We start from the raw sequence: 15116 nt of genomic DNA, 5'->3' as shown, positions 1-15116 counted from the left end.
TTTAAAACAATGAACACAAAAATCAAAACTTTAGTAACAATCGCTTTTTTAGCAACATTTTTTCTTTCAGTTTCGTGCAAAGGAAAAGCAGAAAAAAACAATGAAACCACCACTGAGCAATCAGAAACTACTGAAGAAGTGGCTAAGGAATATGCATCGGCCTATGTTTGTCCAATGCATTGTGAGGGCAGTGGCAGTGATACAGAAGGAACCTGTCCAAAATGTGGGATGGCCTATGTGGCCAATGAAGAACACCAAAAAGACGGGCATAAACACTAAGAAAAACTAAAAAATTCCCAATGACTTCTGTTAAAGTTAAAAATATGGTATGCGACAGGTGTAAATCTGTTTTGAAATCCGAGTTGGAAAAAAACGGATTGCGTGTTACCCATATTGAATTGGGAGAAATTCAATTTGGAGAGGATTCGAATATTGAAATAAACAAGATCCGAGAGATTTTGGTTCGTAATGGTTTTGAACTTGTGGTTGATCATAAAGAAAAGATAATCAACACAATTAAAAACCTCTTGATAATCGGTTTAAAAAACCAGACTATGAATCAAAATCTTTCGGAATATCTTGGGGATAAAATAAACAGGGATTATTCCGTGCTAAGCAAATTGTTTAGTGCCCATGAAGGAATTACCATTGAGAAATATTTTATTGGCCTAAAAATAGAGAAGGCCAAGGAACTTATTCAAATGAGGGATAAGACATTTTCGGAAATAGCCTACCAATTGGGCTATAACAGTAGTAGCCATCTAGCTAAGCAGTTCAAAACATCAACGGGAATGTCAATGGGGGCATACCAAAAAGCTAGGGAATGGAATAGAAAACCATATGACAAAATAGTATAAATATTACCCACAATTGTGCTAACACCTTGAAAAGATTCGAGGTACCTTAGATCAGCTAATTTAGGACTATGAAACACATATATCACATACAAGGAATGAGCTGTAATGGTTGTCGAAATCATGTTGAGAAAACACTTAATGCGGTTGATGGTGTAATTAATACAACTGTTGATTTAGAAAAAAAGGATGCTATTATCGAAATGAATCGCCATATCAATATAGAAACCCTTCAGAAGGCTCTAGAAAATGAGGGAGGTGTCTATAGTATTCATTTGCCAGGGGAACACAATCATCCCCCTAAAATAGATGATAAAGTGAAATCGAAAGGCAAAGGAACTGGAACTTTTTACTGTCCAATGCACTGTGAGGGTGATAAGACGTATGGCAGACCGGGGGATTGTCCTATATGTGGTATGGACTTGGTTGAGGAACAAAGTCTTTCAGCTTTGTCCGTCCATTCAGGTCAATGGACTTGCCCCATGCACCCCGAGGTGGTTAAAGATGAATCAGGAAGCTGTCCTATATGCGGTATGGACTTGGTGCCAATGGAACCAGACCTTTCCGCAGAAGAAAAGACCTATAACAAACTTTCGAAAAAGTTTTGGGTTGCCACGGTATTTACGTTACCGATTTTCTTGATTGCAATGAGTGAAATGATTCCGGACAACCCTTTGTACTCCATTTTGGAACAGTGGCAATGGAACTGGATACAATTTGTGCTTTCCATGCCAGTGGTTTTTTATGCCACATGGATGTTTTTTGAACGTGCCTATCGTAGCATCAAAACCTGGAAACTCAATATGTTTACCCTTATAGGAATTGGTGCTAGTGTAGCGTGGTTGTTTAGTGTATTTGGGTTGGTTTTTCCAGACTTGTTTCCAGATCAGTTCAAGACAGAATCTGGGAATGTGCATGTGTATTTTGAAGCAGCTACAGTGATTTTGACACTTGTCTTATTGGGACAATTGTTAGAAGCGCGAGCTCACAGCAAAACAAATTCAGCCGTAAAGGAATTGTTGAAGCTGGCTCCTAACAAAGCGGTAAAAGTAGTAGATGGAGAAGAGGTTGAAGTTAGTATTGATACTATCGAAATTGGGGATGTGCTTAAAGTCAAGCCAGGGGATAAGATTCCGGTTGATGGGGTGATTAAGGAAGGGACTAGTGTCGTAGACGAGTCCATGATTACAGGAGAGCCAATCCCGGTAAACAAGAATGAAGGAGATAAGGTGAGCAGCGGAACTATAAATGGGAATCAATCTTTTTTGATGACCGCTAAAAAGGTAGGCAGTGATACCCTACTTTCACAGATTATTGCCATGGTCAACGAAGCAAGCCGTAGTCGTGCGCCCATTCAGAAACTAGCAGATACAGTTTCGGCCTATTTTGTGCCAATTGTGGTACTAATTGCAGTTATTACCTTTGCGGTTTGGGCCATCTTGGGACCAGAACCGCGTTATGTCTATGCCTTGGTAAATGCCATAGCCGTTTTGATAATCGCTTGCCCCTGTGCATTGGGATTGGCAACACCAATGTCTGTTATGGTTGGTGTGGGCAAGGGCGCTCAAAATGGTGTGCTCATTAAAAATGCCGAAGCTCTTGAAAAAATGAACAAGGTTGACACTCTTATTATTGATAAAACAGGAACTATTACTGAAGGCAAGCCAACCGTTGAAAAGGTAGGAGCATTTGACAACCGTTTTAGTGAAATCGATATCCTTCAGTTTATTGTTGCCCTTAACAGCAATAGTGAGCATCCTTTGGCCGAAGCAACGGTGGCCTATGGGGCTGAAAGAGAGGTAAATGTTAAGAAAGCCGAGAATTTTAAGGCTATAACAGGAAGAGGAGTCCAAGGTTTCGTAGACAATATGAAATTAGGTTTGGGTAATCCCAAAATGATGGAGCATGAAAGAGCTAAAATATCCTCAGAAATGGAGGCTGAAGCCAAGCAATTCCAAAAGCAAGGAAAAACAGTTTCCTATTTAGCGGTAAATGGTGAAGTATTGGGGTATGTGGTGATAGGTGACAAAATAAAAGAGACCAGTGCCAAGGCTATCAAGGAGCTACAGAATATGGAAATCGATGTAATTATGCTTACTGGTGATAACCGCGATACAGCTCAGGCAGTGTCCAGAGAACTCAATTTGTCAGATTTTAATGCGAGTATGCTTCCTGAAGATAAATTAAAAGAGGTGGAACGATTACAGTCTATGGGCAAAGTAGTAGCTATGGCTGGAGACGGTATCAATGACGCCCCTGCATTGGCAAAAAGTGATGTGGGCATTGCAATGGGAACGGGAACGGACGTTGCTATTGAAAGCGCTGCCCTTACCTTGGTAAAAGGAGATTTAAACGGTATAGTGAAAGCTCTAAATTTAAGTAATGCGGTAATGGGGAACATTAAACAGAATTTATTTTTTGCATTGATTTATAATACACTTGGCGTACCTATTGCAGCAGGAGTGTTATATCCATTCTTTGGTGTTTTGCTCTCACCAATGATTGCTGCTTTGGCCATGAGTTTTAGTTCAGTATCTGTTATAGCAAATGCATTAAGATTAAGAAGAATAAAAATTTAAAACGGATGGTAAATAGGCATACAGCAAGAAAAATTAGAAAAATACACCGCTATATGGGATTGTTTTTGGGCATACAGTTTTTGTTCTGGACGATAAGTGGATTATATTTTAGTTGGACGGATATCGATAATATTCATGGTGATCATTTTAAGAATTTGAAATACCGGCCCAAGGCGTTTAAGAACTTAATTGCACCTTCAGAATTAAAACATTCCGATGGAATTCGAGACATAGAAATTCGAGATATCGATGGAGTACCGTTTTATTGGATTAACAATGACAAACTCTATAATGCCTTGGATGGCACGGTAAAGTCGGGTGTTAGTGAAAAGGAAGCTTTATACATTGCCAATACTCGTATGAAAGATGAATTAGAGGTTTCTAAAATATTTCTGATTGACAAAGTAGGCAAACATCATGAATACCGTGAGAAGCTATTGCCAGCCTATGTAATATCTTATAAAGGCGATGATAATCTAAAGGCTTATGTGTCTGTCATAGATGGCAAGTTCCAAACAGTACGTCATCGTAGTTGGCGCATTTTTGATTTTCTATGGATGACTCATACGATGGACTATGAGGGTAGGGATAATTTCAACACTACGGTATTAAGAGCATTTTCTCTCTTGGGGTTAATTACAGTGTTTAGTGGCTTTATACTTTGGTATGTAAGCTCTACTTCCATTATAAAACTTAAGAAACGATTAAAAAGGAATTAATGAAAAAGACTAGTATTTATATTGCAGTTGCAGCTATAACCGGACTTTTGGCAGGTTACCTAATCTTCGGCATACGTACCGAGGAAAAAACAATATCTACCCATAACCATGCTGGTGAAACTGCGGACCAAATGTGGACGTGCTCAATGCACCCACAGATTATGCAGCACGAACCTGGTGATTGTCCCTTATGCGGCATGGATTTAATTCCTGCCGAAGCTGGAGCCGATGGCCTTTCCCCTGGGCAGTTTAAAATGACTGATAACGCCTTGGCGTTGGCCAACATTCAAACTACTGTAGTGGGAGGCCAAACAGATGAAGTTAATAGTACCATAAGTCTTTCGGGAAAGATTGCTGTCAACAAGGAAGCTGTTGCTTTGCAAGCAAGTTATTTTGACGGTAGGATTGAACAATTGAATGTTAACTATGAAGGACAAAAAGTTAGAAATGGCCAACTCTTGGCCACTATCTATTCCCCAGAATTGGTCGCTGCCCAACAAGAATTATTGACAGCAGCTTCATTAAAGTCATCACAACCACAGTTATATAACGCAGTTAAGAATAAATTAAAGCTATGGAAGCTTTCAGAAGGTCAAATCAATACCATTGAAACTTCGGGGAAGGTAAAAGAGAATTTCCCTATTTATACAACGGTTTCAGGAACAGTTTCAGAAGTAATGAGCGCAGAAGGCGATTATGTAAAAAAAGGACAACCTATTGCTAAAGTAAACAATTTGAATACTGTTTGGGTAGAGTTTGATGCTTATGAGAACCAATTGTCTCAAATTAGTCAAGGGCAAAAAATCAGTATTGTTAGTAATGCTTATCCCGATGAACTATTTCAAGGTAGAATCTCTTTTATAGATCCTGTACTGAATAATTCCACCAGAACTGTAACAGTGCGAGCAACATTAAGGAATTCAAACGATATTTTTAAACCGGGGATGTTCGTTATGGGAAAAATAATGACAAGTCCAAATTTGGAACAAGTGGCAACCTTATCTGTTCCTTCAAGTGCAGTGATGTGGACAGGAGAGCGTTCAGTGGTGTACCTAAAAGTAAAGGCTGATGAGCCTGTGTTTGAAATGCGAGAGGTAACGGTTGGTGCCAGAAAAGGAGAACAAATGGAAGTGATTTCAGGTCTTTCGTTAGGAGAAGAGATAGTTACCAATGGTACTTTTTCTGTGGATGCTACCGCTCAGTTAAAAGGTAAAAAAAGTATGATGAACAAAAAAGCCGGAAAAACAATGACGGGGCATGAAGGTCATATAGGGATGCAGGACATTAAAGAAAAAGGTGGAATAGAAAGTACAAGGGATATGAAGTTTCCAGATAGATTTCAAAACGAATTTCAAACAATCTTGGTTTCCTATTTAAAATTAAAGGACGCTTTTGTAGCCAGTGATTCTGACCAAACCGCCTATCTGGCAAAAACAATATTGACCGAGCTAAAAAAGCTCAACCTTAAAGACTTAGGTGCGATGGAAAAAGCACATTTGGTTAAAGGTATGGAAATGCTTGAGGCTATTGCTAAAAAGAAAGATTTGGAAAATCAACGAGCGCACTTCGTTATTTTTAATGAGAATATAATTGCTATCACTTCAGGTCTAAAATTCGTGAATAATGCAATATATGTACAGCATTGCCCTATGGCGGACAGCAATAAAGGTGCTAAATGGCTAAGTGCCGAAAAGGAAGTGCGCAATCCGTATTTTGGTGATGCTATGTTGACTTGTGGGAGTGTAATTGATAGTTTAAAATAGCTTTTGATCTTAAGTGCAACAAACTCTCAAGATATGCCAAAAGCCTACAAATGATAGTGCTAGATTTTCCTTAGAAAAAAGGTCTACTGTTGTAAGATGTGAAAACTTTATTTTCTCCGCCTCAACTCTTTAGAATAGCTCTTTGGAAACAAGGTTTTTTTGTGATAGGTCTTCATTTTAATAATGAAATCCAAGGAGTTTTTCATACTTATTATTCTACCTTCGCCATACATTTTTATATAATGATTCAAGGGAATGACCTTCAAAAAGGTAGATTGCACTTTATTGACGCGATGCGCGCATGGGCAATACTTATGATGCTTCAAGGTCATTTTGTAGCATCTTTGCTGTCTAATGATTATAAGAATAAGGACTTTTTTCTATTTTCCGTTTGGGACTATTTTAGAGGAATTACCGCTCCTGTTTTTTTTGCCGTTTCTGGCTTTGTTTTCACATTTATTCTGTTGAAAAAACATTCTCTAGGAATAAGAAACCCAAGAGTAAAAAAAGGTTTTATAAGGGGGCTTCAATTAATGGGCATAGGTTATTTGTTGCAGTTGAATTTTAAAGGCTTGCTACAAGGAACCATCAACGATAAATTTTACATTGTTCATGTACTGCAATGTATTGGACTCTCTATCGTATTAATTGTTATAATTTATTTACTTACCTATAAAACAAAAAAAATAGTATTTCCATTGATCTTACTTAATATAAGTCTAGGTCTTTTATTGTTTAAGTTTAAATTGGAAAAATGGGATTATTCTTTTATGCCAACTATTTTCAATAATTATTTTACTGTAAAAAATGGTTCGGTATTCACAATAATACCATGGTTTGCCTATGCAACTTTTGGTGGTTTTTTATCTGTTTTATTTAATAGGTTTAACGGAAAGAAGAGTTTCTATAGGGATATTATATTGGCAATGATTATAATAGGCTCTATTTTAATTTTCTCCTCTTATACCATTTTGGACAATAATTATGCCCTTGCCCGTTTAGGAGATGTACTTTTTGTTTTCACATTTTTTTTACTTTTTAGGAATCACCTTAAACATCCATTATTGTTTAAAATAGGACAAAAAACACTATCTCTTTATGTGGTTCACTCCATTATACTTTATGGTAGTATTACGGGTTATGGTTTAACCAGGTATTATTATCATTCGCTATCCCCATTCTTTGTATTTTTTGGGGTAATTCTGTTTATTTTTGGAATTTGTTCAATAGTTCTGATTTTTAAGCCAAATCTTGAAAGACATTGGAGAATTATAAGGCAAAAGGCACTGTTTTAGTTAATTATGATTTTTTTGTTAAAAAACAAATAGTCAAGACCGGTTTAAAACATTAAAATGGGTCAATAGCACTTATTTTCGACCAATTCCCTTGACATTACCTTTGGTCTACAATTTTATCACTTGGTCAACTTTTATTCCTCTCTATAGCGTTTGTTGCCAACTTTGTATAAAATTATCTACTTATGAAGACTTTGATTCTAAATTTGAAAAAGGAGTTCATCACAGAGGACAGAATAGCCGCAATTTGTTGCTTGGTACTATCAATCACTATATTTTTTATAATAAAGGTTTTGACCAGAGAAGTGCCTTTATAAGGTTAAAGCAATAAATTTTCTATAAAAAAAGCTTCCTATTTTGGAAGCTTTTTTTATGAATAATAGTAGTATAATAGGCATTCAAGAAGAGTTTAAGATTATGGGATAATTAGGTGTTAAAAGAACCCAAAGGCTGCTAAAATTAGGCAGACCACAACGGCAATTAAAATGCCTACCAAAACAAATACCATTAACCTAAGGAATGTATTGAGTATTTTGGTGCCAAAAGATAATTCTTCCATAATTCATATAATTTCCTACAATGTAATAAATTGTTGCTTATTCAGTTAGTTTTTCGGCAAAATACTCGATAAATGTCTTGAAATACAGATGCTTATACTAGAATTGGTAAATATGCTCGATTAACGAATCCATTCATATCATTGAGTACTATTTCCTTTTATTTAGTTTTTTGTCCAAATCTTCCAGAGAGATTCCTTTGGTCTCCGGCATCATGAACAATACAAACAATAACTGAAGGACCATCATACCTGCAAAAAATATAAAAATAGGCCATGGATTATCTTTAAAGATGCCATTGTCGGCATCTAAAAAAATAGGAGTGACCAAAGTGATGATTGCGGCAAATACCCAATGTGTCCCGGTACCCCATGATTGACCGAATGCCCTCACCTTATTAGGGAATATTTCGGAGATAAAGACCCATATAACAGCACCTTGGCCAACAGCATGGGATGCTATAAAGACCAAAATAAAAATGAGGAGAAGGGTAGAGCTTGCACCACTATAAAAGCACCAGCCCACCATACCAAGACTAATTATGTACCCAAAAGAACCTATTTTCATCAATTGTTTTCTTCCTAATCTGTCTATTAACCAAACACCTACAAATGTGAAAATTAGATTTATAAGTCCAATAGCAATTGAACTAAAAAGTGATTCTTGAGTTGCCAACCCCGCTCTTTCCAATATTTCTGGGGCATAGTAAAGAATAAAGTTAATTCCAGAAAGTTGGTTAAAAAAAGCGATAAGAAAAGCAAGAATCAAAGGCGTTTTGTAGTTTCCAGAAAACAGACTTTCTTTCACCTTTTTTGTCGAAATATCACTTTTAATTTCTTTTAATTTATTTAAGGCATCTTCTTCGGTGTAAAGTTGTTTTAAAGTCTCTAGCGCACCTCTATCATCCTGTTTTGTAATGGCCAGCCATCGTGGACTGTTGGGAATTTTAACAACCAAAACAGTATATAGAATAGCGGGAATAGCCTCAATTCCCAACATCCAGCGCCAATCATTTTCACCACCGACCCCTATTAATAAATAGTTTGAAATGAAAGCTATTAGAATACCCAAAACGAGCATAAATTGATATAATGCTCCTAACTTACCCCTATTTTTTGCAGTAGATATTTCTGAAATATATATTGGGGCTGCTACCGAGGATGCACCAACACCCAGTCCACCAATAAATCTAAAGAATGAAAACATATAGGGGTCTGTTGCCAATCCCGAACCAATGGCAGATAAAGCATATAATATTCCAATCCAAAAGAGGGTTTTCTTTCTTCCAAAACGTTCGCAAGGAACTCCGCCAAAAAGAGAACCAATTACTGTTCCCCAAAGAGCCATGGACATTATAAAGGTGCCATGAAACCATGGAGAAGTATTCCAAAGTTCCTTAATAGGCAGATTTGCACCACTGATTACAACGGTGTCAAACCCAAATAAAAAGCCAGATAGCGCTGCAGTGAGGGAAATGCGAAAAATTTTGGAATTCATGGGTATTAGTTTGTTGGTTCTGGTAAAACTAACAAAAAAAATGAAAGTAAAATTTTAATATGTTCTATGATGGTAAAACAAAAGATAGAAGTGAAAATTCAAGAAAATTACTATAAAAGAGAACAAATATGTTCTATTATCAAAGTGCTGGCACCCTTGTTTTTTAAAACATATTTAGAATTGATTTCTCCAGTTCTACTGCAAAAATCAGGGTTTTCAATCAACAGATTCGTAGTATTTTGAAATTCAACTTTATTGGCGATGGTCAAAATACCTTTTTCAATTACCAGTTCTTCAGCCTCTTTAAATCCTTTATATTTTGGGCCAATGATAACTGGTATGCCAAAAGCTGCGGGCTCTAAAGTATTGTGAAGGCCTGTAGCAAATCCTCCACCCACATAGGCCATGGAGGCATAGCTGTATATTTTTGTCAAAAGACCAATGGTGTCAATAATCAGCACATCAAAATCCGATAGGTTCTGGTTGGTTATTTCAGAATAAAGCAGTGTGTTTTTATTTATGCTTTTTTTTAAGGAAGTAATTTCGTCTTTATTTATTTTATGTGGAGCCAACACATATTTTAGTTTGTTTTCTGTTGAATTAATATAACTTACAATAATTTCTTCATCTTCGGGCCATGTGCTGCCAGCAACAAAACAAGTGGTATTTTGTTTGAACTGCTCCATAAAATTCAGGGAGTTGTCCTGTTTTATAATTTTTGAAACCCTGTCAAACCTAGTGTCCCCAGAAACTGAAACATTTATGATGTTAATGGATTTCAAAAGTTTTTTTGAATTTTTATCTTGAACAAAAATATAATTGAAATTGCCTAGCGCCCTTTTCATAAAACTTCCATAAGGCTTAAAGTAAATCTGGTTTTTCCTAAAAATGGCTGAAATAAGAATGGTGGGAATGTTTCCTTTATTTAGTTCTTTAAGGTAGTTGGGCCAAATCTCATATTTTACAAAAATGGCCAATTTAGGCTGTGTCAAATCCAAAAAGTGCTGAACATTTGTTTTGGTATCCATGGGCAGGTAAGTAACAGCATCTGCTGATGGAGTATTCTTTTTTACCTCATACCCGGAAGGGGAAAAAAAAGTAACCAATATTTTATAGCTTGGGTAGGTGAGCTTCAATTCATCTATGATGGGCAGCCCTTGTTCAAATTCACCAAGAGAGGCCACATGAACCCAAATAACATCATGCCCTTTATTAATTTCTTTTTTTAATATGGAAAATGTTTGCTTTCTTCCTTTCACAAAAAGCTTCATTTTTGGGTTTAGCAAGGCAAGGATTGTAAGAAAGAACCAAGTGATATGGGAAATAATATTGTAGATAAAATGCACTCTGGAATTGTTTAGTGCTAAATTAAGCTTCTTTACATAAATACATTGGCATGGGTTCCGTATTTTTGTATAATTGTTAAGACAACCCTTAAAAATGAGGAAAATTCAAATGGTAGACCTTAACGGTCAATACCAATCCATAAAAGAAGAAATAAATTCATCCATTGCCCAAATTTTAGAAACATCCGCCTTTATAAATGGTCCAGAAGTCCAATCCTTTCAAAAAGAGTTAGAAGATTATTTGGGCGTAAAGCATGTAATCCCTTGTGCCAATGGTACGGATGCCCTGCAAATAGCCATGATGGGACTGGGCCTAAAACCAGGTGACGAGGTTATTACGTCGGATTTTACATTTGCTGCAACGGTAGAGGTAATTGCACTTTTGCAACTGACACCTGTCTTGGTTGATGTTGAGCCAGATACTTTTAATATAGACACAGAAGCTATTGAAAAGGCTATTACGCCTAAGACTAAAGCTATAGTTCCTGTCCACCTGTTTGGGCAATGTGCAAATATGGATGCTGTAATGCAAATAGCTCAAAAGCATAATGTATATGTTATTGAGGATAATGCACAAGCCATTGGTGCAGACTGTACATATCAAGGAAAACCACAAAAAGCAGGCACTATTGGTCATGTTTCTGCCACTTCATTTTTTCCATCAAAAAATCTTGGGGCTTACGGAGATGGGGGTGCCATATTTACCAATGACGATGATTTGGCCCATGTTATAAGAGGAATTGTAAATCATGGAATGTACAAACGCTATTACCATGATGTAGTAGGGGTGAATTCTAGGTTGGATTCTATGCAGGCAGCTGTTTTAAGGGCAAAACTTCCAAGATTGAATGGATACAACAAAAAAAGAAGGGAAGCGGCATTGAAATATTCCAAGGCATTGGAAGGCCAACCAAATATTTTGACACCAAAATTGGCCAGTTGTTGTACAGCTGAAGGAAGTAATTGTAATTGTCATGTCTTTCATCAATATACATTAAGAGTTTTGAACGGAAAAAGGGATGCACTTGTAGACCATTTAAACGAAAAAGGAATTCCATGTGGAGTGTATTATCCCATTCCTTTACACAGTCAGAAAGCCTATAAGGATGAGCGATATCATGAAGTTGATTTTGAAGTGACCAATCAATTGGTTAAGGAAGTAATTTCATTGCCAATGCATACAGAGTTGGATAATGAGCAGATAGACTATATTACTGAAACTATTATTAAATTTATTGAATAGAGGATGAAAATACTTGTAACTGGAGGCGCAGGCTTTATTGGCTCCCATACCGTGGTTGAACTTCAAAATGAAGGCTTTGAAGTTGTTATTATTGATAATTTGTCTAACTCTTCAAAAAAGTCTTTGGATGGTATTATGGCCATTACTGGGAAGGCTCCTACTTTTGAAAAGTTGGATTTAAGAGAAAAAGACAAAGTCCAAGATTTTTTTAAAAGGCATCAAGATATTGAAGGTGTGATACATTTTGCTGCCTCAAAAGCCGTTGGCGAGAGTGTTGAAAACCCTTTGCTTTATTATGAAAATAACCTGGGCACGTTGGTTTACTTGCTTCAAGAGTTGTCAAAATTGAAAACTTCCAATTTTATTTTTAGCTCTTCTTGTACAGTATATGGCCAAGCAGATAAAATGCCCATTACAGAGGATGCGCCTGTAAAACCAGCTGAATCACCATATGGAAACACAAAGCAAATAGGGGAAGAAATCATTAGGGATACATGTAAAGTGACACCAAAAATTAAAGCGATTTCCCTTCGATATTTTAATCCTATGGGAGCCCATCCAAGTGTGGAAATAGGAGAACTGCCTATTGGGGTGCCACAGAATCTTGTGCCTTTTATTACTCAGACTGCTGTTGGACTTAGAGAACAGCTTTCGGTTTTCGGAGATGATTACCCAACGCAGGATGGTACATGTATTCGCGATTATATCCATGTTGTAGATTTGGCAAAGGCACATGTTGCTGCGTTGCAAAGACTTCTAGAGAATAAGAACAAAGAAAATTATGAAGTTTTCAACCTTGGAACTGGTAAAGGAAGTTCGGTTTTGGAAGTGGTGAATAGTTTTGAGAAAGTTTCGAATAAAAAATTGAATTACAAAATTGTGGACAGAAGACCTGGTGATGTAATAAGTGCATATGCGGACACTACAAAGGCTAATGAAGTTTTAGGTTGGAAAGCTAAATCTACTTTGGATGAAGCAATGAAATCTGCTTGGGACTGGGAACAAAAAATAAGAAAATAGTAGTATGAGAAAATTATTGGTAGTAATTGGACTGTTTTTTACCATTGTGTTGAGTGGACAAGATGTTTATTTGCATTGTGGGAGCATTATAGATGTCGTTTCTGGAAAAAAGTTGGCAGAAAAAACAATTGTAGTTTCTGGAAATAAAATAAAGAGCATTCAAAGTGGATATATTTCTGGTTCAGATATTGATGAGGTAATCGATTTGAAAACTAAAACGGTACTGCCAGGTCTTATAGATATGCACGTTCATATGGAATCGGAATTCAATCCGCAGTCATACATCAAGAGATTTACCAATAATGAAGCTGATGTTGCTTTTGAATCTGCTCTTAATGCCAAAAAGACTTTAATGGCCGGGTTTACAACAGTTAGGGATTTGGGTGGCTCCGGAGTTAATATTGCTTTGAGGAATGCCATTAATAGGGGTGTAGTGGATGGGCCGCGCATTTTTACATCAGGAAAATCATTGGCCACTACCGGTGGTCATGCAGACCCCACAAATGGTATGAAGAAAGATTTAATGGGTGACCCAGGTCCCAAAGAGGGAGTGGTGAATTCTCCCGAGGATGCAAAAAAGGCAGTGCGACAGCGTTATAAAAATGGGGCAGATTTAATTAAAATAACGGCTACGGGAGGTGTTATGAGTGTGGCCAAAAGTGGTCATAACCCACAATTTACTCTAGAAGAAATTAAGGCTGTTACAAGTACGGCAAAGAACTATGGTTTTACCGTTGCTGCGCATGCTCATGGAGATGAAGGAATGAAATTGGCAGTTCTTGGTGGTGTTAATACGATTGAACATGGTTCTTTTATGAGTGAGGAAACCATGGATTTAATGATTGAACATAATTGCTATTTGATCCCAACTATAAGTGCTGGAAGGCAAGTGGCGGAAAAGGCCAAAGTGCCAGGTTTTTTCCCCCCTGTGGTAGCAAGGAAAGCTTTAGAGATTGGGCCAATTCACCAAGCAACAATGGCAAAAGCCTATAAAAAGGGTGTTCCCATGGGCTTTGGAACGGATGCCGGTGTGTTTCCACATGGGACAAATGCTATTGAGTTTGGTTATTTATTGGAATCTGGAATACCTTTGAAAGAATCACTAAAGATGGCTACATTAATCAATGCCACACTTTTGGAAATGGAAAAAGAATTGGGTCAATTAAAAGAAGGTTTTTTGGCAGATATTATTGCCGTAGAAGATAACCCCCTTGAAAATGCTTCTACATTGGAAAATGTTGTTTTTGTGATGAAAGAAGGGAAAGTATACAAAAACCTGTAAAATCAATTTCCTGAATTTGCTCGTAAATAGTTTATGAAACTGGATTTTTCTAATAGCCTTGAATTGCTAAAAGCTTCAAAGAATGAACATCTATATGAAAAACTTATAGACCAGTTAAACAAGGATTTTCAGCTGGCAAACATACAAGTTGATTTTTCTAAAGAATTCAATCCAAAGGGATTGAAAACATTACTGCACGAAAAGGTATATTATTTAATTCTGGAAAAATTCACAGAATACCTTAATCTTTTATATGTAATTGATGTCTCTGAAAAAACGGTAAAAAAAATCACATCTATAGATGCGGTGGATGTTTCGGAAGAAATCACTTTTTTAATCTTAAAAAGAGAATTTCAAAAAGTATGGTACAAATCCAAATATACCTCCTAAAAATAGACCCTAACAAAGGGGATCAGTGCGTCAGCATAAATACTTTTTTCTTCGTTATACAAAACATCATATTTTAAACCGACCGTTACATTTCAACTGGAATATCCTGCTCCTAAAAAAAGTGCTGGAGACCAGTAAGTTTCAGAATTAGTTCCGTTTGAGACTTCAAACTTTCTATTAACCAACAATTGTTCAAATTCAGCAGATAATTGTATGGGTCTTATGGGGTTGTAAAGTGACAAAAGACTTGCTCCGCCAGCCTGCATTTTAAAATTTTGGAATTTATAGTAAGTATAGTTGAGTCCTACGCCATAAGCAAATTGCTCATTTGCTTGATAAATAGCACTGGGAGATACACTCAGATTAAACGTATTATTTCCAAAACCAAGACCTAAACCACCTCCATAATGGACTTTCTCCCAAAAATTACCGCTTTGGGCACTCCCAAGGGTACCAATGAATGTAAAAAAAAGACTTAAAACGAAGGGTTTGTGATTGTTTGATAAGAATCTGAACATTATCGTTAATTTTATCCATTAATGGCTTCTAAGATACACTTAGAAAGTCTAAA

General features: G+C 36.7%; 13 protein-coding genes. 10 read left to right on the top strand and 3 right to left on the bottom strand.

Features of this window, described 5'->3' with window-relative positions; translation table 11 throughout:
* Positions 1–9: 9 nt before the first annotated feature.
* The 6 genes from GGR42_RS07390 (at position 10) to GGR42_RS07365 (ending at position 7210) form a co-directional block, all read left to right on the top strand.
* Complete coding sequence (locus GGR42_RS07390) at positions 10–279, top strand: heavy metal-binding domain-containing protein (protein WP_167959099.1); 270 nt, start codon at positions 10–12, stop codon at positions 277–279.
* 20 nt (positions 280–299) lie between these two features.
* The gene (locus tag GGR42_RS07385; protein ID WP_167962394.1) at positions 300–857 is read left to right on the top strand and encodes a helix-turn-helix domain-containing protein; all 558 of its coding nucleotides are present in this window, start codon (positions 300–302) and stop codon (positions 855–857) included.
* Between the two features lie 68 nt (positions 858–925).
* Positions 926–3433 carry a heavy metal translocating P-type ATPase gene (locus GGR42_RS07380; RefSeq protein WP_167962392.1) on the top strand — a complete coding sequence of 836 codons (2508 nt, stop codon included), beginning with the start codon at positions 926–928 and terminating at the stop codon, positions 3431–3433.
* A 5-nt stretch (positions 3434–3438) separates the two neighbouring features.
* Complete coding sequence (locus GGR42_RS07375; RefSeq protein WP_167962390.1) at positions 3439–4152, top strand: PepSY domain-containing protein; 714 nt, start codon at positions 3439–3441, stop codon at positions 4150–4152.
* On the top strand, positions 4152–5915 hold the full coding sequence (locus GGR42_RS07370; protein ID WP_167962388.1) for an efflux RND transporter periplasmic adaptor subunit: 1764 nt from the start codon (positions 4152–4154) through the stop codon (positions 5913–5915). Before GGR42_RS07375 ends, GGR42_RS07370 begins: the two co-directional genes overlap by 1 nt.
* 98 nt (positions 5916–6013) lie before the next feature.
* The gene (locus GGR42_RS07365; RefSeq protein ID WP_167962386.1) at positions 6014–7210 is read left to right on the top strand and encodes a heparan-alpha-glucosaminide N-acetyltransferase domain-containing protein; all 1197 of its coding nucleotides are present in this window, start codon (positions 6014–6016) and stop codon (positions 7208–7210) included.
* A gap of 707 nt (positions 7211–7917) precedes the next feature.
* Here GGR42_RS07365 and GGR42_RS07360 read toward each other — a convergent pair.
* Positions 7918–9264: a sugar porter family MFS transporter gene (locus tag GGR42_RS07360; RefSeq protein ID WP_167962384.1), complete on the bottom strand. Its 1347-nt coding sequence runs from the start codon at positions 9262–9264 to the stop codon at positions 7918–7920.
* Between the two features lie 110 nt (positions 9265–9374).
* Positions 9375–10610 carry a 3-deoxy-D-manno-octulosonic acid transferase gene (locus tag GGR42_RS07355; RefSeq protein WP_167962382.1) on the bottom strand — a complete coding sequence of 412 codons (1236 nt, stop codon included), beginning with the start codon at positions 10608–10610 and terminating at the stop codon, positions 9375–9377.
* A gap of 94 nt (positions 10611–10704) precedes the next feature.
* On the opposite strand from GGR42_RS07355, the gene GGR42_RS07350 reads away from it, so the two are divergent.
* Genes GGR42_RS07350 through GGR42_RS07335 form a run of 4 tightly spaced genes read left to right on the top strand, consistent with a single transcriptional unit; the run spans position 10705 to position 14545 of the window.
* The gene (locus tag GGR42_RS07350; protein ID WP_167962380.1) at positions 10705–11853 is read left to right on the top strand and encodes a DegT/DnrJ/EryC1/StrS family aminotransferase; all 1149 of its coding nucleotides are present in this window, start codon (positions 10705–10707) and stop codon (positions 11851–11853) included.
* A gap of 3 nt (positions 11854–11856) precedes the next feature.
* The gene (gene galE, locus GGR42_RS07345; RefSeq protein ID WP_167962378.1) at positions 11857–12873 is read left to right on the top strand and encodes a UDP-glucose 4-epimerase GalE; all 1017 of its coding nucleotides are present in this window, start codon (positions 11857–11859) and stop codon (positions 12871–12873) included.
* 4 nt (positions 12874–12877) lie between these two features.
* Positions 12878–14155, top strand: coding sequence for a metal-dependent hydrolase family protein (locus tag GGR42_RS07340; RefSeq protein ID WP_167962376.1), 1278 nt, complete (start codon positions 12878–12880; stop codon positions 14153–14155).
* A 33-nt stretch (positions 14156–14188) separates the two neighbouring features.
* Positions 14189–14545 (top strand): hypothetical protein, encoded by a 357-nt coding sequence (locus tag GGR42_RS07335; RefSeq protein WP_167962374.1) that lies wholly within the window; start codon positions 14189–14191, stop codon positions 14543–14545.
* Between the two features lie 92 nt (positions 14546–14637).
* Here the strand turns inward: GGR42_RS07335 and GGR42_RS07330 are convergent, their stop codons facing one another.
* Entirely contained in the window at positions 14638–15063 is a 426-nt protein-coding gene (locus GGR42_RS07330) for an alpha-ketoglutarate decarboxylase (protein WP_245201409.1), read from the bottom strand.
* Between the last annotated feature and the right edge of the window lie 53 nt (positions 15064–15116).

It is taken from the genome of Saonia flava (genome assembly GCF_011927795.1).
GTDB lineage: Bacteria > Bacteroidota > Bacteroidia > Flavobacteriales > Flavobacteriaceae > Saonia > Saonia flava.
Note: the sequence above shows the minus strand (reverse complement) of the source record. Positions and strands in the feature narration are given on the sequence as shown.